The organism is Kribbella sp. NPDC043289 (assembly GCF_056436705.1).
Map to the genome: position 1 here is coordinate 1 of NZ_JBWKCB010000009.1, position 25,883 is coordinate 25,883.

Here is a 25,883-nt window from a genome sequence, read left to right on the forward strand (position 1 = left end):
GCCGCGGCTTCTTCTTGCCCATGGACTCCATGATGAACATCCTTCCGGAGCACAAGCTCCTGATCTCGGATGTCCGTCAAAACGGGTCAGGCCCACTCTCCGCGGCCATCGAAGGCCTCGTGGGAACGAGGATAGCAGCAGGCTCCCGGTCCAGCATGGAAACGTTCCGCCGGAGCCGCCGCATTGATTCGTAGGATTGGCGGGTGATGATCGAGACAGGTGGTGGACCGGCCGGACCGACCAGCCCGCGGGCGGGGTTCAGCGGGGTTGACGGGACGCGGTACTTCGGGACCAGTGGTGGGCGGCAGGAGGTTGAGCTGCCGGGGGCCGGGGGAGTGGTCGCGACCGGGGACCGGCTGCGGTACAAGATCTATCCGGTGCTCGACGCGGCGCTGAGTTATGCGGCGACGTACGCGGCGGTGGAGCTGGTGTTCGCGGACGGGTCGCGGCTGACCGGTGCGCTGGACCAGTACGGGAAGCCGGCCGACGCGGCGGGGCAGGGTGCGGCGAAGATCCTGTACGCCGACCAGTGGAACGACGTACAGATCGACCTGAGCGCGGCCGCCGGGAAGACGATCGCGCAGGTCGTGCTCGTGCTGGACGCACCGGAGGCGGGGCACGAGTTCGCGGGCTGGATCGACGACGTCGAGATCGGTCCGGCGCCGGCCGAGCCGGACGGTTCGGACCTGGCGGCGTACGTCGACACGCGCCGCGGCACCAACGCCAGCCACGGCTTCTCCCGCGGCAACACGCTGCCGATCACGGCCTGGCCGAACGGGTTCAACTTCGTCACGCCGGTGACGGACGCGTCCACGCACCGCTGGCCGTACGAGTACCACCGGGCGAACAACGCCGACAACCGTCCCGAGCTCCAGGGCCTGACGTTCTCGCATCAGCCGAGTCCGTGGATGGGCGACCGCGATCAGCTGACGATCATGCCGGTCGCGGCCGCCGAGCCGCTGGGCGATCCGGCCGAGCGCGCCGCCGCGTTCAGCCACGACGACGAGATCGCGCGCCCCGACCTGTACTCGGTCGCCCTCGCGAACGGCATCCGCGCGGAGCTCGCCCCGACCGACCACGGCGCGATCTTCCGCTTCACGTTCCCCGCGGACGCGGCCGGGCGGCACCTGGTGCTCGACACGATCGATGAGAACGGCGCCTTCGAGTACGACGGGACCGCGGTCACCGGCTGGGTCGAGAACGGCTCGGAGACCGGCCGGACGCGGATGTACTGCTACGGCGAGTTCTCCACCGCCCCCGCGAGCTTCGGTGCGACCCGCGGCGGTCGCGAGAACGCGCGCGCCGCGAGCTTCGACGTCCCCGAGGTGACGTTGCGGATCGCGACGTCGTTCATCGGCGTCGACCAGGCGCGGCACAACCTGTCGCTCGAGCTCGGCGGGACGTTCGACGAGATCCACGCCGCCGCGAACGCCGTGTGGAACGAGCGGCTGCAGGTGATGCGGCCGGAAGGCGCGACGGCGCCGCAGTTGCGGACCGTCTACGGCAACCTCTACCGACTGAACCTCTACCCGAACTCGCACTTCGAGAACACGGGTACCGCCGATGCCCCGGAGTACCGCTACGCCAGCCCGGTCCTGCCCGTCGAAGGTACGGCGACCGCGCGGTCCACCAATGCGGTGGTGAAGCCCGGGAAGATGTACGTGAACAGCGGGTTCTGGGACACGTACCGGACCGCGTGGCCGGCGTACGCGTTCTTCTACCCGGAGCTCGCGGCCGAGCTGGTCGACGGGTTCGTGCAGCAGTACCGCGACGGCGGGTGGATCGCGCGCTGGTCCTCACCGGGCTACGCGGACTGCATGACCGGGACGAGCTCGGACGTCTCGTTCGCGGATGCGTATCTCAAGGACGTGGCGTTGCCGGATCCGCTGGCGACGTACGACGCAGGGCTGCGGAACGCGACCGTCGCGCCGGAGGCCACCGAGGTCGGCCGGAAGGGTGTCGAGACCGGGTTCTTCGCCGGGTACGTGAGCACGGACACCGAGGAGAGCGTGTCGTGGTCGCTGGAGGCGTACCTGAACGACTTCGGGCTGGCCTTGATGGCGGCTCGGCTCGCTGACGACCCGGCTGTTCCGGCCGCGCGGCGCGCCGAGCTTCGCGAGGAAGCGGAGTACCTGCGGCGCCGGTCCCTGAACTACGTGCTGCTGTTCGACGAGGACGTCAACTTCTTCCAGGGCCGCCGGCCGGACGGCGCGTTCGCGAAGAAGCCCGCCGACTTCGACCCCGAGGAGTGGGGCGGCGACTTCACCGAGACCGACGGCTGGAACTTCGCCTTCCACGTCGCCCACGACCCACGCGGCCTGGCCAATCTGTACGGCGGCCCGCACGGTCTGGAGGCGAAGCTCGACGGGTTCTTCTCGACCCCCGAGCTGGCGGTGAAGAAGGGCACGTACTCGATCGTCATCCACGAGATGGTCGAGGCACAGGCGGTCCGGATGGGGCAGTTCGGCTTCAGCAACCAGCCGGCGCACCACATCGCCTGGATGTACAACTACGCCGGTGCACCGCACAAGACCCAGGCGATCGTCCGCGAGGTCCTCGACCGCCTGTACGTCGGGGAGCAGATCGGCCAGGGTTATCCCGGTGACGAGGACAACGGCGAGATGTCCGCGTGGTACCTGTTCGCCGCGATCGGGCTGTACCCGCTCCGCGTCGGCGCTCCGGAGTACGCGATCGGCTCGCCGCTGTTCTCGCGGACCACGGTCGCGCCGCTCGGTGGTACGCCGTTCACCGTCACGGCGACGAGCCCCGAACACCCGTACGTCCACGAGGTCCTCGTCGACGGCAAACCGTTGCCCGTAGCATCCATCGACCACTCGGCCCTTGCCGGTGGGGCCGAGCTGCAGTTCACGCTCGGCGCAGACCCGTCCGACTGGGGAAGCCTGGAGTCCCCGCCGGCGCTCACCACCGACGACGCCGTGGCGAGGCCGCTCGTCGACCTCGTCCCGATCGACCTGGGTAACCCGCTCTTCGACAACACGTCCGCCAGGGAAGCAAGCCTGGACGCGATCACCACGTGGTCCCTCCCGGCGCCGGCGACTCCGACGATCTACACGCTCACCTCAGCCCAGGCCGAGGCAGCGCCGACCGAGTGGCGCCTGGAGGGCTCGACGGACGGCACCACCTGGACCACGCTGGACGAACGCGCCAACCAGTCCTTCCGCTGGAACCGCCAAACCCGTCCCTTCACGATCACCACCCCCGGCGAGTACCAGCACTACCGCCTCACCCTCCCGACCCCCACTCCCCTCACCCAAATCGAGCTCCTCGCCTAACTTGCCCGCCGAGTCGTGGGCCCTGGCTGAGGAAGTTGCGCCAGAACCCACGACTCGGCGATCGGGACAGGAACCAAACGCCACGACTCGGCGATCAGGGTAGGAACCAAACCCCACGACTCGGTGGGGTCAGGCGGGTGGGTACGCCGCCAGCGCGCGGATCCGGGTGGTCTTTTCGGGGATCGAGTCGGCGACCGGGCGGGTGATGAGCAGGCGGAGGTAGCGGGCCGTAAACGTGGTGACGGGCCGGTCCGATACCGCGGCTGTGTTGGCGGTGACGGTGTCTCGGGTGGTCCATTGCTTGTTGTTGTCGCTGGACTGGAGTGCGAAGTCGCGGGTGTTGAGGTTCGGGTCGCCGGCGTGTTCGACGACGTACCTGCCGATCGTTCGATCGGTGCCGAGGTCGATCGAGAGCCACGTGGTCGAGTGGCCCGAGGCGTTCACCCAGACATCCTCGCCGCGGTCGGTCACCGAGTGGGCGGTGCTGTTGGCGGCGTCCGCGAGCACCGGCCGGTAGCGAGCGAAGTCAGGAGCCGAGTCGGCATCGGCCACCGCTGCGAACTCCAGTACGCGTGCCGTGGTGTCGTCCGATTGCGTCGGGCGGTGCACGGTCAGCCGAACGAAGCGGGTGAGGACCGGACTCGTGAACCGCCGGTCCGTCAGGTTCTCGGTGTTGCCCGTGACGTCGTCGACCGGGCGCCACGGTCCGGCGGCGCGTTGCGAGACCTCGATCGTGAAGTCCCTGGTGTTCCACGCGCTCGGGGCCGGACTCCCGACGTACCCGGCGTGCTTGATCCGGTAGCCGGAGATGGTGCGTAGCCAGCCGAGGTCGAGGACGAGGTGGGCGTCGCGGCGCGCGTCCGCCGTCCAGTCGCGGGAGATGGCGACATCAGTGCTCGCGCGAGGTGTCACCGGTTGGTCGGCCAGGTGTTGCAGATCCAGCCAGACGAACCGTGGGCGATAGATCTCGGTGGTCAGCGGGTCGCTGCCGAGGCGGTTGACGTTGTAGCTCACCAGGAGCCGGCCGTCCTCCGAAAGACTCGGGTGCGCCTTCGCGTTGTAGCAGTACGTACCGCCCTCGGTCTGCGACTCATAAACGTACGGCTCCGGGCAGTTGTAGAACCGCACACCGGGCGCGAACGGCCCGACCGGCGACGACCCGACGGCGTACTCGAGCCCGGTCGAGTTCACGTTCCGCAGATAGACCAGCAGGTACTTCCCCGCATACCGGCCGCGGGGGATGGGCGTGACGCTCAGCTCCGTCGACACATCGGCATGCAGTACGGCGGAATCCTGCACGCTGACCGTGATGTCCGGGCTCCACGCCGTACCGCTCCAGAACCGCCAGGCCGTGATGTCGGCGAACTGATCACGCGGCACACGCGCCACGACCAGGTCCTTCTGCCCGCCGGCCAACGTGTTCCGGTAGCCGTAGACGTACACGAACCCGTCCGTGCCCGGCATGATGCCGACGCCGAACATCACGATGTACGTGCTGTTCCGGACCAGCAGCCCGAAGTTCTCGGTCCGGTGTACGGCGCTGTAGTCAGGCGCCCCGTCGACGATCGGTACGGCGATCAGGTCGACGCGGGCGGCGTTCCAGTCGGAGTCGGGCGCGAACCCGGTCGCGTACAGCGTGTCGCCGATCGCGATCCCGTCGTTCATCCAGAACCCGTTGCCGAAGGCACCGTTCTCGGGGATGACGAAGGTCGCGCGACCGGGGTCGGGGCGGTTGCCGGTCAGCACCGCCGAGGAGTTGTTGATGAACCCGGTCTGGTCGTAGGTCAGGTCGCCCGGGTCGACGGTGCCGATCCGGGTGTCGCTGAAGATGAACGCGGTCCGCGAGCCGGGGGTCGCGGACCCGAGGCCGTCGCGGCCGTCGAGCGGGACGGAGTAGATCCCGTCCGCGCCGATCCAGCCGGAGCGGCGGTCGAACAACTGGGTCCACTCGTCGGCGCGGGTGGCGCGGAGCGGACGGTCGGTGGGGGAGGACCAGGCCTTCGCTGACACAGCCGGCAGCGCGGCGGAGACGCTCAGGCCGGTGGCGAGAGCGGCGTTGGTGCGCAGGAAAGTACGGCGGGAAACGGTGGTCACCGCACGGACCTTAGGGAGAAATGTCAACGTTGACAAGGCTATGTCAACGTTGACATCATCAATTTCGCTTCGCACTTGTTGTCACCCAGTGAGGGAGTACCAACCGTGCGTCAACCCCGCCTCCCCGTTCTCGCCGCAGCACTGTCCGCCGCGACGCTGCTCGCCGCGACCGCCCTCTCCATCCCGGCCGTCGCCGCCGAACCGGCGGCCGCGAAACCCGTCCGGCCTGCCTCGAACCTGGTGGTCGAGAGCACGGCCGAGCTCGGCCCGATCACCCAGAACCCGTACAACGCCGCCCGGGACAACGGGCAGAGCGTCCGCTACGGCAACCAGTCGGTCTGGTTCTTCGACGACACGATCCTGAAGAACCCGGACGGCTTCCTGACCAGCACCGCCGCGACCACGAGCGACCTGGACGCGAGCGACAACATCACGATCACCTCGGCCAACCCGCTCGACGAGCACTCGACCGGCGTACCTCCGGAGTTCGTCCCGTTCTCCGCCGCCGAGCTCGCGTTCCAGCAGAAGCACGCATCGAGCGACTGCACGAACTCCACCGACGAGTACTGCGGGACGGTGTTCGCGCACTGGCCCGGTCCGGTCGTGGTCGACCAGGCCCGGCACCGGATCCTCGTGTCGTACGGCAAGCTCTGCCGCGGCGGACGCGTCGGTACACCCTGTGAATCCGGCTTCGTCGGTCAGGCGCAGGGTACCGGCCTGGTCTCGGTCGACATGAACAGCAAGACGATCACCCGGCTCACCGCCACCAACCGGCCCGCCGACATCCCGAGCCCCGAAGGCACCGACAACACGCTGTTCTTCCCGGTCGGTCAGGACTGGACCGGGAACGCGATGGTGCTCGTCGGCAGCACGCTCTACGGGTACGGCAAGTGCACGCTGGACGGTTGCGCGGTCGCCAAGGTCCCGGTCGCGAACGTCACCGACATCTCCCAGTGGCGCTACTACATCGGTGCCGACAGCAACGGTCAGCCGCAGTGGTCCACCGACCCGAGCAAGACCGTGCTCGTCAAGGCCACCGGTGCCGCCGGCTCGACGGTCTACTGGGACAGCGCGTTCGGCGCCTACGTCAACACGTTCATGCCGTTCCAGTCGCAGGACGTCTTCTACCAGACCGCGCCCAACCCGTGGGGTCCGTGGTCGTCGGCGACCAAGCTCTTCACCGCCGCGAAGACGAGCGGGATCGAGTACGCCGCGTTCGCGCACCCGGAGTACACCAGCGCCGACGGCCTGACGAAGTACTACACGTACTACACCTCGTCGACCGGTGCGCAGATGCTCGTCAAGGTCCGTTTCGCCAAAGCCAGCAAGGGCAAGTGATGCACCAGCACCCCCAGCGCACCATCGACCGGGCGCGTCGGATGCTCGACGAGCGGGTCCTGCCCGCCGTCGAGCGCCGGTCGGCGCCCCTCGAGATCACCGTCCGGCGGTTGCCCGGTGAACCCGAGCCCTTCGAGCGGGCCACCGCCGGCCCGTTCGAACCGTTCGCCGCCGGGTCCGCGTGGGGCCCGGCCTGGACCACCTCGTGGCTCCGGCTCCGGGGCGAGGTCCCGGCCGACTGGGCCTCGGACCAAGCCGACGCCGAAGCGGCCGTCGTGATCGACCTCGGTTTCGACGGCGGACCGGGCTTCCAGAGCGAGGGCCTGGTGCACCGCGCCGACGGCAGCATCATCAAGGGCATCCACCCCCGGAGCCAGTACGTCGACCCCGGGTCGACCACCGTCGATCTGTACGTCGAGGCAGCGGCGAACCCGGATGTCGCCGCGAAGGCGTTCCGGCCGACCGATCTCGGCAACGGGCTCGCCGCGGACGGCGAACCGCAGTACCGGTTCCGGCGCGCCGAACTCGTCGCGCTCGATCGGGACGCGGAGCAGTTGGCGATCGATCTCGACGTACTGATCGGGTGGGCGGTCGAGCTGGCCGCCGACGATCCGCGGCGGTCGAAGATCCTGCGGGCGCTGGATCGAGCCTGCGACGTGATCGACCCGGATCGGATCGCGGACTGCGTCGCTGCCGCGCGGGCCGAGCTCGCGCCGGTGCTGGCGCCGCGCTCGGTGCCGAGCGCGCACCGGGTCGCGGCCGTCGGGCATGCGCACATCGACTCCGCGTGGCTGTGGCCGATGCGCGAGACCGTGCGCAAGTGCACGCGGACGTTCTCGAACGTGCTCGCGCTGATGGACGACTATCCCGAGCTGCGGTTCGCGTGCTCGCAGGCGCAGCAGTACGCGTGGATCGAGGAGCACCAGCCGAAACTGTTTGCGCGGATCGCCGATGCGGTCGCGGCCGGGAAGTTCATCCCGGCCGGCGGGATGTGGGTCGAGTCGGACACGAACATGCCGGGCGGCGAGGCGCTGGTCCGCCAGTTCGTGCACGGCAAGCGGTACTTCGCCGAGCGCTTCGGGGTCGAACCGCGGGAGGTCTGGCTGCCCGACTCGTTCGGCTACACGGCCGCGTTGCCGCAGATCGCCCTACTCGCCGGGTTCCGGTACTTCCTGACGCAGAAGCTCGCGTGGCATCCGACGAACCCGTTCCCGCATCACACGTTCTGGTGGGAGGGGATCGACGGCAGCCGGGTGTTCGCGCACCTGCCACCGGTCGACACGTACCTCGCCGAGCTGTCGCCGGCCGAGTTGAACCACGCCACTCGCAATTTCCGTGATCACGCCGGCGCGACGACGTCGCTGGTCCCGTTCGGTCACGGGGACGGCGGGGGCGGACCGACCGCGCTGATGATGGAGCGGGCGCGGCGGCAGGCGGATCTCGAAGGTGCTCCAACGATTGAGCACCTGACTCCGACCGCGTTCTTCGAGCGCGCGGAAGCGGAGTACCCGGATGCGCCGGTCTGGGTCGGCGAGCTGTACATGGAGGCGCATCGCGGGACGTACACGTCGCAGGCGGCGATGAAGCGCGGCAACCGCCGCGGTGAGCACCTCCTGCGCGAGGCCGAACTCTGGTGTACCACGGCCACGCTCCGCACCGGCGCGCCGTACCCGTACGACGCGCTCGACCGGATCTGGAAGACGGTCCTGCTCCATCAGTTCCACGACGTCCTGCCGGGCTCGTCGATCGCCTGGGTGCATCGGGAGGCGCGGGCGGCGTACGAACAGGTGCAGGCCGAGCTCGAGGGCCTGATCTCGACCGCTCTCGATCAGCTGGCCGGCGATGGCGAGACCACGATCCGCTTCAACGCCGTACCAGCCGTCGTCGATGGCGTTGCTGCTCTGGGCGCGTCACAGGAGCCGGCGCCGATCGCGGCTGCCGTGACGGTGCAGCGTGGTGAGGACATCCTCATCGACAACGGCGTCCTGCGGATCACGATCGCTCCCGACGGAACGATCCCGTCCCTGATCGACACCCGCTACAACCGCGAGCTCGTCGCCGACGGTGCGCGCCTGAACGACCTGGTCCTGCACCACGATCTTCCGAACGCCTTCGACGCCTGGGATCTCGACGACACCTACCGCGCGACCGCTACTCCGCTGCGGGTGCTGGATGCGTTGGACGTCGTCGAACAGGCGGGCGAGGTCGTGGTGGAGGTACGGCGGTCGCACGGCGCGTCGACGTACCGCCAGACGATCACCGTCGCGGCCGGCTCGGACCGGGTCGACTTCGCGGTCGACGTGGACTGGCACGAGCGGGAGAAATTGCTCAAAGCAACGTTCGGTCTGGACGTCCGGGCGAACGACGCGGCGGCCGAGATCCAGTTCGGTCACATCCGCCGGACGACGCACGACAACACCACCTGGGACGAGGCCAAGTTCGAGGTGTGCGCGCATCGCTGGGTGCACGTCGGCGAGCCCGGCTTCGGCGTAGCGGTCGCCAACGACTCGACGTACGGCCATGACGTACGGCGCCTGCCGGGACGATCCGGTGATCCACTGGCCGGACGCACCGGCACGGGGATCGGGCTGTCGCTGCTGCGGGCGCCGCGCTATCCCGATCCGGAGACCGACCAGGGCCGCCACCACATGCGCTACACGCTGGTGTCTGGCGCCGACATCGCGACCGCGGTCGAGACCGGTCTGCGACTGAACCTCCCGATCCGCGAAGTCCGCGGTACGACGGCACCTACGCCGGTCGTCACGGTCGAGGGCGAAGGCGTGGTGATCGAGACCGTGAAGCTCGCCGAGGACCGCTCCGGTGACGTGATCGTCCGGTTCTACGAGGCGCTCGGTGCGCGGACGACCGGGCGGTTGCACTGGGATTTCGTTGCCGAGGGCGCCGAAATCGTCGACCTGCTGGAGCGGCCGCTCGGGAGCTTCGACGGCAGTTTCGAGCTGCGTCCGTTCCAGATCCTGACCGTCCGACTTCGAGTCCAGGAGGTGGACTCCGATGAACTCCACTAAGCGGCGCCGAGACGCGATCCTCGGGTACTGCTTCATCTCGCCCGCGATCATCGGGCTGCTGCTGTTCGTCGCCTATCCGATGGTGACGTCGCTCTACCACTCGTTCACCCGGTGGAACGGGCTGACGCCGGCCACCTGGGTCGGCCTGGAGAACTACAAGTTCCTGTTCACCAACGACCCCACGTTCTGGCCGTCGTTGAAGGTGACCGTGCTGTGGGTGGTCATCTCGGTGCCGGCCACGCTGATCGCCGGGCTGGCGCTCGCGGTCGTGGTGAACCGCGGGATCAAAGGCGTCAAGGTGTTCCGGACGATCTTCTACCTGCCGGTCGTGCTGCCCGCGGTCGCCGTACTGACGTTGTGGAAGTACATCTACGACCCGACGTACGGGCTGGCGAACCAGTTGCTCAAGGCACTGCACCTGCCGACGAGCATGTGGTTGGGTGACGCGCATGTCGCACTGCCCGCGATCCTGATCGTCGGTGTGTGGAGTGTCGGCGGGACGATGATGATCTTCCTCGCCGGGCTGCAGGCGGTTCCGGAAGAGATCCAGGAGGCGGCCAAGGTCGACGGCGCCGGCGCGTTCCACCGGTTCACCCGGATCACGCTGCCGATGATCGGGCCGATCATGATGCTCCAGCTGATGCTGGCGCTGAACGGTGCGTTCCAGACCTTCAACCAGGTCGCGATCCTGACCAAGGGCGGACCGGGACACTCGACGAATCTGTTGATGTACAAGATCTACAACGACGGGTTCGCCGACTTCATCACCTCTCCGCAGCTCGGGTACGCGACCGCCGAGGTGTGGGTGCTGTTCGTGATCGTGATGCTGGTGACCGTCGTGATGCTGCGCCTCACCCGGAACCGCGTCTACCAGGGGGAGGGCTGATGACCGCCGAAGCACTTGTCATCGCACGTCCGGCCGCGCTGACGCAGCGGGTGCCGTTCATGCTGTCCCGCGTCGCGTGGTACGCCCTCTGCGGGCTGCTCGCGGTGTCGATGTTGCTGCCTCTGGTGTGGATGGTCAGCATCGCGCTCAAGGGGAACGGCGACATCAATCAGTTGCCGCCGGCGTTCCTGCCGCGTGAGTTCCGCGCCGCGAACTTCGTCGACGGTCCGGCACAGATCGGTTTCTACCGGTTGCTGCTGAACACTGTGATCGTCACCGTGCTGTCGACGATCGGCGCTGTGGTCAGCTCGATGATCGTCGGCTACGGCATCTCGCGGATCGACTTCCCGGGCCGCCGGTTCTGGTTCGCAGCGATCTCCGGCAGCATCTTCGTGCCGGGCATCGTCGGACTGATCCCGCTGCAGCACCTGTACATCAGTCTCGGTCTGATCGACACCTGGGTGCCGCTGATCCTGCCGGCGTTCTTCGGGAGCCCGATCTTCGTGTTCCTGGCGCGGCAGTACTACCAGTCGATCCCGAAGTACCTGGACGAATCGGCGACCATCGACGGCGCGGGGCACTGGATGATCTTCACCCGGATCATGATCCCGCTCACCAAGCCGGTCTGGATCACGGTCGCGATCATGAGTTTCCAGCTGGCCTGGAACGACTACCTCAGTCCGTTGGTGTACCTGCAGGACTCGAAGAAGTTCACGTTGCCGCTGGGTATGGCCGCGTTCCTGTCCGACCAGGCGGGGTCTCAGTACAACTACTACATGGCGACGAACCTGCTGTTCGTCGTACCGCCGCTGGTGCTGTTCTTCCTCGCCCAGCGCTACTTCATGGAGGGCCTCGGCGCCCTCGGAACCATCGCCAAATGAGGAGATCGATCATGCCCACAATCAGGGCGACCGCAGTGCTCGTCGTCGCCGGACTCGCCCTCGCCGGCTGCGGTGGCGGCGGCTCCGGTGCCGCGAAGGGCGGCGACGGGAACGTCAGCTACATGACCTGGGAATCCGTGGCCACGAACGCGGCCCTGGACAAGAGCATGGCCAAGATGCAGGGCGCCACGGTCAAGCGGGAGGAGTCCCCGAACGCTGACTACGCGCAGAAGCTCGCCTCGCTGATCATGTCCAAGAAGGCCCCCGACTTCTTCTGGTGCTCGAACGCGCAGGAGCAGAACCTTGCCGCGGAAGGGTTGCTCTACGACTGGTCGTCGTACCTGAAGAAGGGGGACGGGCTGCAGGAGGACAAGTTCTCGCCAGGGTCGCTCGACCTGTGGCGGAACCCCGAGGGCAAGCTGTTCGGGATCCCGACGCTGGCGAACACGTACGGGTTCTTCTACAACAAGACGGCCTTCGACAAGGCCAAGCTGAAGGTGCCGACGACCGGGTGGACCTGGGACCAGCTGTTCAGCGACATCGCGGCGCTGAAGCGCGCCGACGCCAAGACCACGCCGCTGGTGAACGCGTGGCCGCTGCTCGAGAGTCCGCAGGGCGTCTCGGCGTACTCCGTCGCGAACGGTGGCGCGCCGATCATGGACAAGCCGATCGGCGCCAAGGAACTGCAGGCCGACGCGACCTTCCGGACCGGCGCGGAGCGGATCGCGAAGGCGATCAAGGCCGGTGAGATGACCAACCCGGACTACGACGGAACGAACGCGATGGCCAAGTTCGCCAACGGCGGCATCCCGCTGATGTTCGGCGGCCAGTGGCTGCACCAGACGATCACCCAGAACAAGCCGAAGTTCGAATGGGGTTATGCCCCCTGGCCGGTGGGTACGGCGAAATCCGTGCAACCGATCGAGACGAACGGCGTGTGTTCACCCGCGACCCTGAAGGACCCCGACACCACCTGGAAGGTCATCAGCTACATGGAGGTCACCGGCTTCAACGAGACGATGAAGGACCAGCCGATCGCCCCGATCGCCTACGAGCCCGGCTCCAAGGGGTACTACGAGGCGCTGCAGGCCGGCGACGCCGCCGCGAAGAGCATCGCCGCGACCGCGACGTACGAGCTCGGGGTGAAGGACAAGTTCGTCACCCAGTTCCTCGACCCGTGGTCGACACCGGCCGGTGACGTCGTCGGGACCACCTGGAACCCGGCGCTGTCCGGCAAGAAGGACGTGGCTGCCGGCGTCGACGGCATGGTTGCCGGTGTCAACAAGTTGATCAACAAATGAGCGCGCCGGTGGTCGACTACCCGTTCGGTCCGTTCGTGCCGCGGCCGGAGAACCCCGTTCTGCGGCCGGGCCGGCACGACTGGGAGTCGACGAATGTCTACAACCCGTCGGCGCTCGCGGTGGACGGACGGATCGCGCTGATCTACCGCGCGCATGCCGCCGACATCGTGTCGCATCTCGGCCTCGCCTGGTCCGACGACGGCCTCACCTTCGAGACCGAGCCCGATCCGATCATGTCGCCTACCGAGGACTACGAGCGGTACGGGTGTGAGGACCCACGCGTCGTCTTCGTTGACGGCACCTACTATCTGACGTACACCGGTTGGGACCGGCACACCGCGCGGCTCTGCCTCGCGACGTCGACCGACCTGCGGACGTGGGAGAAGCACGGGCCGATGTTCCCGGGCATCAACACGTTTGCCGGCGTGCGCGAGACGCCGGGTCCGGAGTGGAGCAAGGGCGGCGTGATCCTGCCTGAGCCGATCGACGGGCGGTACCTGATGTGGTTCGGTGAGGGCAACATCCACCTCGCCACCTCCGACGACCTGCTGCACTGGAAGGCCGACCCGACACCGGTCCTGCGGCCCGAGCCCGGCACATTCATGGGCGACCTCGTCGAGACCGGCCCGCAACCGATCCGTACCCGCACCGGTCACGTGCTCCTGATGCACAACAGCGCGGTGGTCCGGCCCGAGGGCGGCGTGTACTACGCCTGCGGTCAGGTACTCATCGACCCGCGGAAGCCGGACACCGTCGTCGCCAAACTGACCGAGCCGTGGCTGGAACCGAGTACTTTCGAGGACCAGCACGGACTGGTCGACAACGTCACGTTCGTCGAAGGACTGGTCTTCCACCGCGGGACCTGGTTCGCGTACTACGGCCAGAGCGACACGACCGTCGGTGTCGCCACGTTCACCCCGGAGAGCTCGTGATCAAGCTTGCTGACGGTGCTCGGGTGATGTTCACCGGGGACTCCATCACCGATTGCCATCGTCGCGAGACCGACAATCCGCTCGGGTACGGGTACCCGTTGCTCGTCGCGGGGCAGTTCGGCCGCCGTACGCCGGATCGCATGCCGGTGTGGATGAACAGCGGGCTCTCCGGTGACACGCTCGCCGGGCTGGGCAGTCGGTGGGAGTCCGACGTACTCGATGCTCGGCCGGATGTGGTGTCGGTCCTGATCGGGATCAACGACACCGGGTATCGGTACTCCTTCGGGCATGAGGAGGTTTCGGCGGATGGGTATCGGGCGGGGTATCGACGGTTGCTGGAGCCGCTGGCCGACGTACAACTCGTGCTGATCGAGCCGTTCTTGCTGCCGGTGAAGGACGACCAGTGGGCTTGGCGGGCCGACCTCGACGCGAAGATCCAGGTCGTGCGGGAGTTGGCCCGCGAGTTCGGCGCCGGTCTGGTGGCGGCCGACGGCATGTTCGCCGAACTCGCAGCCGGCACAGGCCCCGAACACTGGCTCTTCGACGGCGTCCACCCGACACCGGCCGGTCACCAAGCCCTCTCCGAAGCCTGGCTCCGCCAAGTCACCTAACCCCGCCCCCCGGGCCGCCCCGCCGCTCGCCCTCCCACGACGGCGCGGCGTCCCGGTTCGCGCGCCCACGACGCGAGGCGCCCCGCCGTTCGCGCTTCCACGGCGGCGAGGCGCCCCGGCGTTCGCGCTTCCACGACGCGAGGCGCCCCGCCGTTCGCGCTCCCACGACGCGAGGCGTCCGCGGTTCGTATCCCGCGGCCTGGCTCGCCCCACGGAAACGTTTGAGGGGTCGCCCCCTGAGCCGGTGGGTTGCGGACCCAGAATCCCAGGGGGCAACCCTCCGTTTGAGGGGGCGCCCCCTCAAACGCATCCTCTGCGGGGGCGGCGGCTGCTGGACGCGGGGTGGGCCGGGCCCACCGGCATCTCGACAGGAGGTGTCCGGGCTTGTGCCGTTCGGGTACGAGTGCCTGAGCGTGGAACTGGCTCCGACTTGACGCCCGTAGACGTATACGTCCTGTCGAGCTGCCGACGCAGGCGCGAGCACACCCGCCCCCACCATGCATGAGTCCGTCTGCCCACGCAGGCATGAGGGCACTTGCCTTCGCCAGGCGTGAGCCCTCCGCCGGGCGTGAGTGCGACTGCCTCCGGCAGTCGCGTGCGCCTCGCCCGAGGCGGGCGCGTCAGCATCCGCCTCCGCCAGTCGTGTGCGCGTGGGCGCGTACCTCCGGCAGTCGTGTGCGCCTCGTCCGAGGCGCTACGCCGCCCCGCCCCGCCCCGCCCCGCACTGCGCCGTTTGAGGGGCCGGCCCCTCAAACGGCGGGTTGCGCACCCAAAACTTCGGGGGCCAAACCACACTTTGAGGGGCTGGCCCCTCAAACGGCGTGCTGCCCGGGGCTGAGGGGCGCGCGGGTTGTTGGTGTGGGTCAGTAGGTGGGGTTGTTGTTGACGACGAGGCGGGCGGGGACTTCTAGGCGGTGGGGGGCTCGGGAGGGGTCGGCGAGGCGTTCGAAGAGGAGTTGGGCGCCGGCGCGGCCGACGTCGTACGGGTCGCTGTCGATGACCGAGACGCCGAACGCGGCGGCGAGTTCGAAGCGGTCGAAGCAGACGACGTCGATCCGTCGGCTCGCGAACGCCTTGGACTGCAGCAGTCCGGTGCAGAGGCGGTTGTTGTCGACGAAGACGGCGTCGGGCGCGGCGGTCGGCAGCAGTTCGTCGGCGGCGCGGCGGGCGTCGTCCTCGCTGACGAGGTTGTCGCGAACCAGCGCCGGGTCGACGGCGATACCTGCGGCTTCGAGCGCGGCGACGTACCCGGCCCAGCGTTCCTCGGCGCCGCTGCCGCTGCGCGGGTGCCCGAGGTACGCGATTCGCCGGCGGCCCTTTGCGAGCAGGTGCTCGATCCCGGACGTGGTGCTGGCCGCGTTCGTGGTGGTGACCGAGTCCATCGACTCGCCGAGGCCCGGGGGAGGGGAGTCGACGAACACGATCGCGGAGCCGAAGCGGGCCTCGTTCGCCAGGTACCCGAGGTCGTCGCCGACCGGCGCGATGATCAGCCCGGCCACCCGGTGCGCGAAGAACGACCGGATCGCGCGGTGCTCGAGGTCCGGGTCGTTCTGCGCGTCGGCGGTCAGCACCAGGTACCCGCGCTCGGACGCCACCGAGTGGATCCCGCGCAGCATCGGCGCGAAGAACGGGTTGGTGCAGTCGCCGAGCGTGACCCCGATCGACGTCATCGCCTGGTTCTTCCGCCGCAGCCCCGCGGCGACGTCGTTCAGCTGTACGCCGAGCCGGTCGGCCTCCGCGACGATTCGCTGCCGCGTCGACTCCCGGACCTTCGGGTCGCCCCGCAAGGCCCGCGACACGGTCTTGATACTCACACCGGTGGTCGCCGCCACATCCTCGAGCCGCGGCCGCCGCGCAGGTTCGCTCATGTTCCCCAGTGTAATGTCAACGTTGACATCCCCAGCTCCAAACCACTTCTTCCCGCCAACCCAAACCCTACGCCGACATCCTCCGGCCCCCGATCACCCCGCGCCCACCTCCTTCCCCGAGTCATGAACCACCCCGACCACTCAGGCCGGGTACGCCGGGGAGGTGTTGCGCGCTGCCGGCAGCGCGCCCGACCCCCGTCGCCAGCCCGCACGACCTCTCCTCCCGCACCGGTCAATCGGCGCGAGCAGCTGTCCCGTGCGTCGAGTCGTGGAGTCCGGTTGCGGGAACGCAGCCCCAATTCACGAGTCGGGTTTGGGGTCGCGAACCGAACGCCACGACTCGGCGTTTGCGGGACGAACCGAATGCCACGACTCGGCGCGGAAGGCGGGGAGGGCCAACCGCTGGCCGGCGGGAAGGGCGGCGGGGTGGAAAGTCAGCTCTTCTTCGGGGCTGAGGTGGCTCTGATGTGGAGTTCGGTGCGGAGGGTGACTGTGGAGGGCGGGCGGCCGGGGGAGGCGGTGCGGTCTTTGAGGAGGAGGCCGGCGGTGCGGCCCAGTTCGTACGTCGGTTGGGCGACCGTGGTGAGGCTGGGGATGACGAGGTCGGCCCACGGGATGTCGTCGAAGCCGACCAGGGCGATGTCGTCGGGGGCGCGGAGGCTCTTCTTGGCCAGGCATTCGAGGGCGCCGACGGTCATCAGGTTGTTGGTGGCGAAGAGCGCCTCGGGCGGGTCGGCGAGTTCCAGGAGGCTTTCCATCGCGGCGTACCCACCGGCCTCGCGGAAGTCGGCGTGCCGGACCAAGTCCTTGTCGTACCGGATCCCGCCGGCTCGCAGCGCGGACCGGTACCCGCCGAGGCGATCCATCGCCGTCGACACCTTGCGCGGACCGGTGATGCACGCGATCCGCCGGTACCCGCCGTCGATCAGGTGCTTGACGCCTTCGAACGCACCGTGCTCGTTGTCGACCAGCACGGTGTCGGCCTCGACGCCCTCGACGCGGCGGTCGATCATCACCATCGGGATCTTCGCGTCGGCGAGCAGGTGCACGCCCTCGGCGGTCGACGTCGGCGAGATCACCACGCCGGCCATCTGGTCGGTCAGGACGGCCGAGGCGTACGCCGATTCCTTCGCCGGATCCTCGTCGGAGTTGCAGAGGACGACGTGGTACCCCTCGGTCTGCGCGACGTCCTCGAGGCCGCGGACCAGCGAGGTGAAGAACGGGTTCTCGATGTCCGAGATGACGACCGCCCACAGGTTCGTGGAGGACTTGCGCAGGTTCCGGGCGACGCCGTTCGGCCGGTACCCGAGCTCGGCGACCGCGGCGCGGACCTTCTCGGACAGCTCCGGGTCCACGTTCCGCCGGCCGCTCAGCACCCGGGAGACCGTGGCCGGCGACACCCCCGACCTACGCGCGACGTCGTAGATCGTCGTCATACCCGCTCCCCGCTGGAGATCCGATGGTCGTCTGGATCGCACTCTAACTCCGATCCACGCCAAAGGATCTCATGTGGGCTGTGAACCGAGGGGTACGTCCTCCAAGAGCGCGAGTGCGGCGGCGCGGTCGGGGGCGGAGTCGGCGGCGCCGTTAACGGTTGTCGACAGAGCTCCGGCCGCGTTCGCCAGTCGTACGGCGTCAACCAGCCCGGCCCCGTCCGCGAGGGAAGCGGCCAGTGAACCGCAGAACGCATCGCCGGCGCCGACCGTGTCGACGGTGTCGACCTGGTGTGGCACGACCCGTTCCTCGAAGCCACCGACCCGGTCCAGTACGTACGCGCCGCGGGACCCGAGTGTGACGACGCAGGCCCGCAGATCCCAGTCCTCGGCGAGCTTGCGCGCGATCATCGGTACTTGCTTCTCGTCGTCACAGTTCAGGCCCGTCAGGGCGGCGGCCTCGACCTCGTTCGGTACCAGGATGTCGACGTACGCCGCCAGCGCGGGATCGACCGGTCCGACGGGGGCCGGAGTGAGGATAGTGGTGACGCCCGCGGCGGCGGCGAGCCGCAGCGCGGTGTGACTCGCCTCGACCGGGAGCTCGAGCTGGACGCTCAGCACTTTGCTAGCGGCCAGCACCTCAGCGGCGGCCTCGATGTCCGCGGTCGTGATCGCGGCGTTCGCGCGGGACACGATGATGATCGAGTTCCCGCCGTCGGGCAGCACCAGCGGCAGTCCGACGCCGGTCCCCAGCGAAGGATGCTGGACGACCCACGACGTGTCGACCCCGTTCGAGGACAGCAGTTCGAGGAACTCCTCGCCGTACCGGTCCTCGCCGATGGTGCCGACGATCGCGGTCCGCGCACCCATCCGGGACGCCGCGATCGCCTGGTTCACGCCCTTGCCGCCGAGGAACTCCGCGAATCCGGTCCCGTGCAAGGTCTCACCCGGCAACGGCCGCCGCTCCGCCGAGGCGACGAGATCCTTCATGAACGAGCCGAGTACACAAACGTCGTACCCGCTCATGCCTGGTCCTCCGCAAGACGCTTGCCCAAGGCACCGGATGGGTGGAACCGGGCGAAGTCGTGATGACTGAACTCCCGCAGTACGACGAGTGCGCACGCCAGCGCGTCACCCATCGCCAGCGAGGCCGTCGTCGACGCGGTAGGGGCCAGATTCAACGGATCCGCCTCGCGCAGCACCATCGTGTCCAGCGTGTACGTCGACAGTCGCGCCAGCGTCGACTCCTCGCGCCCGGTCATCGCGATCACCGGGATCTCGCGCTCGTGCAGCATCCGAGCGAACGCACACACCTCGGCGGTCTCGCCCGATGCCGACAACGCCAGCACGATGTCGCGTGAAGTCACCGCGCCGGAGTCGCCGTGCAACGCGTCACCGGAGTGGATGAACGTGGCCGGCGTACCGGTGCTCGCCAGCGTGGCCGCGATCTTCCGGCCGACCAGACCGGATTTCCCGAGGCCGGTCACCACCAGGTGACCCTCGCACGCCGCGACCGCGGTCAGTACCTCCAGGAAGACTCCGTCGAGTCGGTCGGCGAGCGCCGACACGGCCGCGGCCTCGGTCTCGATGGCGTCCCGCGCCGCTTGCAGTCCCCGTGCCACCAGGTCTCTGGACAGCTCGTCGGCCGTGCGGTGGGCGGACGCACGGTTCGGCACAACTGGCATCCCAGCGCCTCTCATCTCAGAAATCGATTTCCGCAGATTAGGCAGCCGGGCCGCGTGGTGTCAACGCCTGCACTCAGGTCGAAACCCTTGCCTGCCGGGGGAATCGCTCGAATTGACCACATCGTCACCGGCTCGGCCCTTGACCGCTCAGGCCGCCGCTCGTAGATTGCGAGAAATCGATTGCCCCTCGAAGCACACGGCTCGGCCGTTCGAGAGACCTCTGGAGCACCTGATGGCCGCAACACCTTCCCCTGCCAGGCAGCCAGGACCTAGCCGCCGCTCCGTCCTGCGGGGCGGACTGGGCGCCCTCGCGGCGAGCGCCGCGGGCGTGCCGCTGCTGTCCGCCTGTGGCGGCAACTCCTCGGGCGGCAACGCCAAGGAGATGTCGTTCTGGAATTTCTACGGTCCGTCCGACGACCAAGGACCGCAGAGCAAGTGGTTCGTCGACACGGTCGCGGAGTGGAACAAGAACAACGACGTCAAGGTCAAGCTGCGCTACATCCCCGGCAAGGACTACCTGAACGGGACCACGCTGCAGACCGCGTTCCAGTCCGGCCAGGGTCCGGACATCTTCCTGATCAGTCCCGGCGACTTCCTCCGCTACTACAACGGCGGCGTACTGCAGGATCTCGGGTCCGCATTGTCGGACGAGTCCAAGAAGGACTACCTGCCCGGCCTGCTCGAGGCTCGCAGTGTCGACGGCAAGGTCTACGGCCTGCCGATGGAGATCGAGCCGCTCGCGATGTACTACAGCGAGGCCGCGTTCGAGAAGGCCGGCCTGTCCGAGGCCGATCTGCCGAAGACCTGGGACCAGACCCTCGCGGTCGCGCAGAAGCTGACCGGCAAGGACCGGTACGGCGTGATGTTCGAGACCACCCCGGGCTACTACCAGAATTTCACCTGGTACCCGTTCCTGTGGCAGGGCGACGGCAACGCGATCAAGGACGGCAAGACCGCGTTCGACTCGCCGGCCGCCGTGCAGGCGCTGAAGTTCTGGGGCGACACCGTCAAGAACAAGGTCGCGCCGCGCAAGGCCCTCGGCGACGGTGGCGGTGACGTGGTGTCGAACCTCGGATCCGGCGCGGCCGCGATGCAGCAGAGCGGGATCTGGGCCGTCGCCGACCTGCGCGCCAAGGCGAAGAACTTCAAGTACGGCATCATTCCGCTGCCCACGCCGGACGGCGGCAAGGCGGCCACGGACCTCGGCGGCTGGGCGTTCGTCGCGAACTCGAAGGGTGCGAACCCCGAGGCCGCGGCGAAGTTCATCGCCTGGGCACTCGGGTCGACCGACGAGGCCGGTGTCGAGCGGCAGCGGCAATGGAACACCGTCGTGAAGACGAACGTGCCGCCGCGCAAGTCGGTGCAGACGGCCGCGGACGCGAAAGGCGCGTTCAGCGAGGGGGCGCTGAAGAAGTTCGTCAGCGAGATCGCCCCGACCGGCAAGCCCGAGCCGCGGTTCCCACCGGAGGTGTACCAGCCGATCGCGGACGCGATCCAGGCCTGCCAGCTGAACGCGGCCGACCCGGCCAAGGCGGCCGCTGACGCCGCGCAGAAGATCGACACGTTCCTGAAGACCTACCAGGGCGCGCCGATCAGCTGATGGTGACCACGACAGCCCCTCCGTCCAAGTCGGTGGCCCGTGCGCGCGCCACACCGAAGGCGGGCCTGACGAGGAAACGGCGCGAGGCGTTGGCGGCGTACGCCTTCCTCGCGCCGGACACCCTCGGCCTGCTGATCTTCGTCGCGATCCCGATGGTGCTCGCCTTCGGCGTCGCGTTCTTCAAGGTCGACGGCTTCGGCAACTACCAGTACGTCGGTCTCGCCAACTACAAGCTGATGGCCGGCGACGACCAGCTCTGGGCCTCGCTGAAGGTCACCGCGACGTACGTCGTCACGTTCGTACCGATCGCGTTCGTGGTGAGCTTCGCGCTGGCGATGCTGGTCCGCAACCACTTCAAGGGCATCGGCTGGGTCCGCTCGGCGTTCTTCCTGCCGAACGTGGTGAGCCTGGTCGTGGTCGGCCTGATCTGGCAGTTCCTGCTGGTCGACAAGCGCGGCGCGCTGTCCAAGCTGCTCGCCCCGCTCGGCCTCGGCGACGTCTCCTTCCTCGGTACGCCGTCCCTCGCGCTCGGCACGTACGTGGTGATCAGTGTCTGGTTCCTGATGGGCTACCAGATGCTGGTCTTCCTGGCCGGCCTGAAGGACGTACCGAAGGAGCTCGAGGACGCCGCCGCGATCGACGGTGCGGGCCCTTGGCAACGGTTCCGCTTCGTGATCTGGCCGCTGCTGCGCCCGACCAGCTTCTTCGTCGTGGTGAACTCGACGATCGGCGCGGTCACCGGTCTGCAGGCGTTCGACCTGGTCTTCGTACTCACCAAGGGCGGCCCTGCCCGCGCGACCAGCACGGTCGTCCTCTACATCTACGAACAGGCCTTCACGTTCAACAACATGGGGTACGCCGCCGCGCTGACCACCGTGGTGGTGGCGATCCTCGTCATCTGCACCGGCCTGATGTTCGGCTTCACCCGAGGAGGTCGCTTTGACGAGGATTAAGGTCCTTCCGATCCTTGCCCATGTCCTGGCGATCATCGCGGTCGCGCCGTTGCTCTGGATCCTGATCAGTGCGCTGAAGCCGGCCGAGGACGTGTTCAACTTCGGGTGGCCGTCGCACTGGACGCTGGACAACCTGCGGTACGTGTTGCTGAAGATCCCGATGCCGCGGTTCATGCTGAACTCGGCGATCGTGGCCGTCACGGTCACCGTGATCGCACTGTTCTTCCACTCGATGGCGGCGTACGCGCTGGCCCGGTTGCGGTTTCCGGGGCGCGGGATCATCTTCTCCGGCATTATGTCGACGCTGCTGGTCTCGCTGCCGGTGATACTAGTTCCGTTGTTTCTAGTGGCAAAGCAACTAGGTCTGCTGGACAGTTACGCCGGCCTGATCGTGCCGAGCATCTTCCACGCGTTCGGGATCTTCCTGCTCCGGCAGTACTACCTGAACATCCCGCGGGAGCTGGAGGAAGCGGCCGACCTCGACGGGTGTGGGTACTGGCGGCGGTACTGGAGCGTCATCCTGCCGCTCAGCCGTCCGGTGCTCGCGTCGCTGTCGGTGCTGTTCTTCCTGGCCAACTGGAACGCGTTCCTCTGGCCGCTGACCATCACCCGGAACCCTGACCTGCGGGTGATCCAGCTCGGTGTGTCCGGCATGCAGGGGCAGTACGCCTCCGCGTGGAACCTCATTCTCGCGGCCGCCGTGATCGCGGCCATCCCCACGGTCGTGGTGTTCGTCGCGGGCCAGAAGCGCCTGGTCGACGCGATGAAGACGACCGGACTCAAGTAGTCGAAAGGCTTCTATGTACGGCGACTATGGCAGCAGCCTGCGTGATCTGCCCAGGCTGCGGGACTCGAAACGCCGCCGCGCGTCCAGCTGGGACCGGACCGGTGGCAACGACGACCGACTGACGATCCGCCCGGGTGAGACCGCCGTACTGGCGGACATCGAGGGACCGGGATCGATCAACCACATCTGGTGCACCGTCGCACGCGACAGCGCGTGGGGACCGGACGAGGTGGACGGTGACTACCTGCGGAAGCTGATCCTCCGCATCACCTGGGAGGACTCGGCGCAACCCAGTGTGCTCGTCCCGCTCGGGGACTTCTTCGGGGTCGGGCACGGGAAGACTGTGAACTTCGTATCTGCACCGCTGCAGATGAGCCCGCAGGACGGGAAGGGTTTCAACAGCTGGTTCCACATGCCCTTCGCGTCGCGTGCTCGCGTGGAGATCATCTCTGAGCTCAGCACGGCGCCTGTCTTCTTCTACTACTACGTGGACTACGAGCTGTTCGACGGTGCGCAGGACGGGCTCGGGTACTTCCATGCGTCGTACAACCGGCAGCATCCGACCGATGGTGTGGAGCAGGGGAACGAGACGCTGCGCCAGTACCAGGTCGAGGGGACGAACCTCACCGGTGACGGGAACTACGTCGTCCTCGACACCGAGGGCAAGGGGCATTACGTCGGCTGCGTCGTCAGCATCCGCAACCTCCGCGAGTCGGACGAGTGGAACTGGTACGGCGAAGGTGACGACATGATCTTCATCGACGGCGAACCGTTCCCGCCGTCATTGCACGGCACCGGGACCGAGGACTACTTCAACACCGCGTGGTGCCCGAGCGAGGCGTACTCCGCGCCGTACCACGGGATCACGTTGCCGGGCGGGGCCAACTGGAGCGGCGAGATCTCGCTGTACCGCTTCCACATCGAGGACCCGATCACGTTCTTCCGCTCCATCCGCGTGACCATCGAGCACGGGCACGCCAACAAGCGCAGCGACGACTGGTCGTCGGTCGCGTACTGGTACCAGACCTTGAAGGGATAGCGCTCATGAAGCGTGGGGCCTTACTTGCTGTCCTCCCGCTGGTCTTCGGATCGGCGACGCTCCTCACCCAATCGCATGCCGCACCACCTGTGTCCACCTCCTCTGCAGGTACCGCCCAAGTAGAGTCCAAGGGAACACCCAGCTCGAGCGACGGCGACCTCTGGCCGTCCTGCTGGGCCGGCAACGACAAGCTGTACGCCGCGAACGGCGACGGCAAGGGATTCTCCACGTCCGGCGACTTCGCCGACATCGCGGTCAGCGAGATCAACGGCACCCCCGGAAACTTGTCCGGGGCAACGATCTCGAAGGGCGACCAGGTCGGGTCGGTCTGGAGCGGCGCCGGCTACAACCGCAAACCCACCGGGATGGTGTGCGTCGGCGACACGCTGTACCTCGCCGTGCAGGACCTCGCGCTGGACTTCAACGACGTACCGGCGGCGACGATCCTGAAGTCGACGGACCACGGGAAGACGTGGACGTGGGACAAGAAGAAGCCGATGTTCTCGGACCATGTGTTCACCACGATCTGGTTCGCGGACTTCGGCAAGGGCGGGGCGCTGGCGCCGGACGGGTACGTGTACGCGTACGGGCTGGATGGGAACTGGCGGGACTCGTTCGACGACACGGTGGCGGATCCGCAGAGTGTGTTCCTGGCGCGGGTACCGAAGAACAAGGTGCAGGACCGGGGCTCGTGGACGTTCTACACCGGATCCGGGTGGTCGGCGAAGGTCGCGGACAAGAAGCCGGTGCTCACCGACACGCGGCGGCTGTACGCGCAGACGTACGGGACGAACGCGTCGAACCTGAGCGTGATCAGCCAGGGTGGCGTGACGTACCTGCCGCAGCAGAAGCGATACGTGTACACGTCCTGGACGGAGTACACCTTCGAGTTCTACGAGTCGGCGACGCCGTGGGGTCCCTGGAAGCACTTCATGAGCAAGGACTTCGGCGGGTACCCGTGGTCGACCTCGAAGTACGGCGGGTACGGCGTCACGATCCCGTCGAAGTTCATCCAGCCGGACGGCAAGACGATGTACATCCAGGCCAACGTCTGCCCGTGTGGCGGCGGCGGGATCGGTACGTCGGTCTACAACTTCAACCTGCGCAAGCTCGTCATCACCCCCTCGTCGGACGCTCCGGCATCCAACCTGCCGGGGTCGGACAACCTCGCTGCGCCGGCGACCGGTGCGGTCGCGATCTCCAAGTCGACGAACTCGGGCAGTCTCGCGCTGATGAACGACGGCGCTAAGACGGGCAGTGAGTCGGACTTCGACGACGAGGTGAAGGGCGCGTCGTGGTGGGGGTACGAGTGGCCCGCTCGCCACAAGGTCAACAACGTCGAGTTCACGTCCGGCGCGGTGTCGGCCGAGGGCGGCTACTTCACGGGGCGTCCTCGGGTGCAGGTGAAGCAGAACGGTTCGTGGGTCGAGGTGGGTTCGCAGACGGTCTCGCCCGCTTATCCGGGTGATGCGTCGGCCGGGGCGAACACGACGTACACGATCACGTTCCCGACGCAGGAGACCGACGGCGTGCGAGTGATCGGGTTGCCGGGTGGGACGCGGTCCTATACGACGATCTCCGAGCTCGGCGTCCGCTTCGTCTCGCAGCTCGCGGACGGCGGCTTCGAAGGTACGGGCGGCGGGAAGCCCGCGTGGCAGTTCGAGGGTACGGCGGCCAACGGTGTGGACCGTGGTCTCGGATTCGCCCACTCCGGCGCGAACAACGGGTGGATCCGCTGCACCTGCACGGGATTCAGCGACCTGTACCAAACCGTTCCCGTCACGCCCGGGGCGACGTACACCTTCGGCGCGTGGGTCAACGCCTCGGCCAACCTCCCGGCGGACCAGGGTCGCTTCGGTGTCCGCGCCGGTACGACGGATCTCGGGAGCACCACGTTCGGCGCCGGCACCGGCTACGTCCACCACGAGGTCACGGTGAAGGTCCCGGCCGACACTCACGAACTCACGGTCTACGCCGGCTTCACCGGTCCGAACAAGGACACGTGGATCCAGGTCGACGACTTCACGGTCAGCTGAGAGAGGCGGACCTGCAAGCCATCACAATCGCTCGCCGACCCGGGTGCCCACGCTCACACCCGGGCCGGACCGGCGATTGTGATGGCCTGGCGGACCGCCACCACTCACCAACCACCCGAT

The 25,883-nt window shown here is 67.9% G+C and carries 19 protein-coding genes; 14 read left to right on the top strand and 5 right to left on the bottom strand.

Annotated features, from left to right (window positions below; genetic code table 11):
* The coding region (locus AC0662_RS36285) for a hypothetical protein (protein ID WP_478306354.1) at positions 1–194 on the top strand (194 nt) is incomplete at its 5' end.
* Between the two features lie 12 nt (positions 195–206).
* The gene (locus tag AC0662_RS36290) at positions 207–3,293 is read left to right on the top strand and encodes a GH92 family glycosyl hydrolase (protein ID WP_478306599.1); all 3,087 of its coding nucleotides are present in this window, start codon (positions 207–209) and stop codon (positions 3,291–3,293) included.
* Between the two features lie 129 nt (positions 3,294–3,422).
* Here AC0662_RS36290 and AC0662_RS36295 read toward each other — a convergent pair whose 3' ends face one another.
* Entirely contained in the window at positions 3,423–5,387 is a 1,965-nt protein-coding gene (locus tag AC0662_RS36295) for a galactose-binding domain-containing protein (protein ID WP_478306356.1), read from the bottom strand.
* 105 nt (positions 5,388–5,492) lie between these two features.
* Here AC0662_RS36295 and AC0662_RS36300 point away from each other — a divergent pair, with 105 nt between their 5' ends.
* From AC0662_RS36300 to AC0662_RS36330, 7 genes are read left to right on the top strand one after another with little or no spacing between them, the layout of a single operon-like run.
* Positions 5,493–6,725 carry a DUF4185 domain-containing protein gene (locus AC0662_RS36300; protein ID WP_478306358.1) on the top strand — a complete coding sequence of 411 codons (1,233 nt, stop codon included), beginning with the start codon at positions 5,493–5,495 and terminating at the stop codon, positions 6,723–6,725.
* Positions 6,725–9,751, top strand: a complete 3,027-nt coding sequence (locus AC0662_RS36305) for an alpha-mannosidase (protein WP_478306360.1) — start codon at positions 6,725–6,727, stop codon at positions 9,749–9,751. The genes AC0662_RS36300 and AC0662_RS36305 overlap by 1 nt, the downstream gene beginning before the upstream one ends.
* The gene (locus AC0662_RS36310) at positions 9,738–10,637 is read left to right on the top strand and encodes a carbohydrate ABC transporter permease (RefSeq protein ID WP_478306362.1); all 900 of its coding nucleotides are present in this window, start codon (positions 9,738–9,740) and stop codon (positions 10,635–10,637) included. The genes AC0662_RS36305 and AC0662_RS36310 overlap by 14 nt, the downstream gene beginning before the upstream one ends.
* Positions 10,637–11,518 carry a carbohydrate ABC transporter permease gene (locus tag AC0662_RS36315; RefSeq protein ID WP_452204581.1) on the top strand — a complete coding sequence of 294 codons (882 nt, stop codon included), beginning with the start codon at positions 10,637–10,639 and terminating at the stop codon, positions 11,516–11,518. The genes AC0662_RS36310 and AC0662_RS36315 overlap by 1 nt, the downstream gene beginning before the upstream one ends.
* A gap of 11 nt (positions 11,519–11,529) precedes the next feature.
* Positions 11,530–12,819 (top strand): ABC transporter substrate-binding protein, encoded by a 1,290-nt coding sequence (locus AC0662_RS36320; protein WP_452204582.1) that lies wholly within the window; start codon positions 11,530–11,532, stop codon positions 12,817–12,819.
* Positions 12,816–13,751 carry a glycoside hydrolase family 130 protein gene (locus tag AC0662_RS36325; protein WP_478306364.1) on the top strand — a complete coding sequence of 312 codons (936 nt, stop codon included), beginning with the start codon at positions 12,816–12,818 and terminating at the stop codon, positions 13,749–13,751. Before AC0662_RS36320 ends, AC0662_RS36325 begins: the two co-directional genes overlap by 4 nt.
* The gene (locus AC0662_RS36330) at positions 13,748–14,362 is read left to right on the top strand and encodes an SGNH/GDSL hydrolase family protein (RefSeq protein WP_478306366.1); all 615 of its coding nucleotides are present in this window, start codon (positions 13,748–13,750) and stop codon (positions 14,360–14,362) included. The genes AC0662_RS36325 and AC0662_RS36330 overlap by 4 nt, the downstream gene beginning before the upstream one ends.
* An 863-nt stretch (positions 14,363–15,225) precedes the next feature.
* Here the strand turns inward: AC0662_RS36330 and AC0662_RS36335 are convergent.
* The 4 genes from AC0662_RS36335 to AC0662_RS36350 form a co-directional block, all read right to left on the bottom strand.
* On the bottom strand, positions 15,226–16,230 hold the full coding sequence (locus AC0662_RS36335; protein WP_452202549.1) for a LacI family DNA-binding transcriptional regulator: 1,005 nt from the start codon (positions 16,228–16,230) through the stop codon (positions 15,226–15,228).
* Between the two features lie 434 nt (positions 16,231–16,664).
* Positions 16,665–17,666 carry a LacI family DNA-binding transcriptional regulator gene (locus AC0662_RS36340; RefSeq protein ID WP_452202551.1) on the bottom strand — a complete coding sequence of 334 codons (1,002 nt, stop codon included), beginning with the start codon at positions 17,664–17,666 and terminating at the stop codon, positions 16,665–16,667.
* A 69-nt stretch (positions 17,667–17,735) separates the two neighbouring features.
* Positions 17,736–18,689: a ribokinase gene (locus AC0662_RS36345; protein WP_452202553.1), complete on the bottom strand. Its 954-nt coding sequence runs from the start codon at positions 18,687–18,689 to the stop codon at positions 17,736–17,738.
* Positions 18,686–19,348, bottom strand: coding sequence for a KpsF/GutQ family sugar-phosphate isomerase (locus AC0662_RS36350; protein WP_452202555.1), 663 nt, complete (start codon positions 19,346–19,348; stop codon positions 18,686–18,688). The genes AC0662_RS36345 and AC0662_RS36350 overlap by 4 nt, the downstream gene beginning before the upstream one ends.
* 232 nt (positions 19,349–19,580) lie before the next feature.
* Here AC0662_RS36350 and AC0662_RS36355 point away from each other — a divergent pair, with 232 nt between their 5' ends.
* Genes AC0662_RS36355 through AC0662_RS36375 form a run of 5 tightly spaced genes read left to right on the top strand, consistent with a single transcriptional unit; the run spans position 19,581 to position 25,763 of the window.
* On the top strand, positions 19,581–20,948 hold the full coding sequence (locus tag AC0662_RS36355; protein ID WP_452202557.1) for an ABC transporter substrate-binding protein: 1,368 nt from the start codon (positions 19,581–19,583) through the stop codon (positions 20,946–20,948).
* On the top strand, positions 20,948–21,901 hold the full coding sequence (locus tag AC0662_RS36360) for a carbohydrate ABC transporter permease (RefSeq protein ID WP_452202559.1): 954 nt from the start codon (positions 20,948–20,950) through the stop codon (positions 21,899–21,901). The genes AC0662_RS36355 and AC0662_RS36360 overlap by 1 nt, the downstream gene beginning before the upstream one ends.
* Complete coding sequence (locus AC0662_RS36365; protein ID WP_452202561.1) at positions 21,888–22,688, top strand: carbohydrate ABC transporter permease; 801 nt, start codon at positions 21,888–21,890, stop codon at positions 22,686–22,688. The genes AC0662_RS36360 and AC0662_RS36365 overlap by 14 nt, the downstream gene beginning before the upstream one ends.
* Positions 22,689–22,701: 13 nt before the next feature.
* Positions 22,702–23,727, top strand: coding sequence for a glycoside hydrolase family 172 protein (locus tag AC0662_RS36370; protein ID WP_452202563.1), 1,026 nt, complete (start codon positions 22,702–22,704; stop codon positions 23,725–23,727).
* Positions 23,728–23,732: 5 nt separating this feature from the next.
* Positions 23,733–25,763: a DUF4185 domain-containing protein gene (locus AC0662_RS36375; protein WP_478306369.1), complete on the top strand. Its 2,031-nt coding sequence runs from the start codon at positions 23,733–23,735 to the stop codon at positions 25,761–25,763.
* Positions 25,764–25,883: the final 120 nt, after the last annotated feature.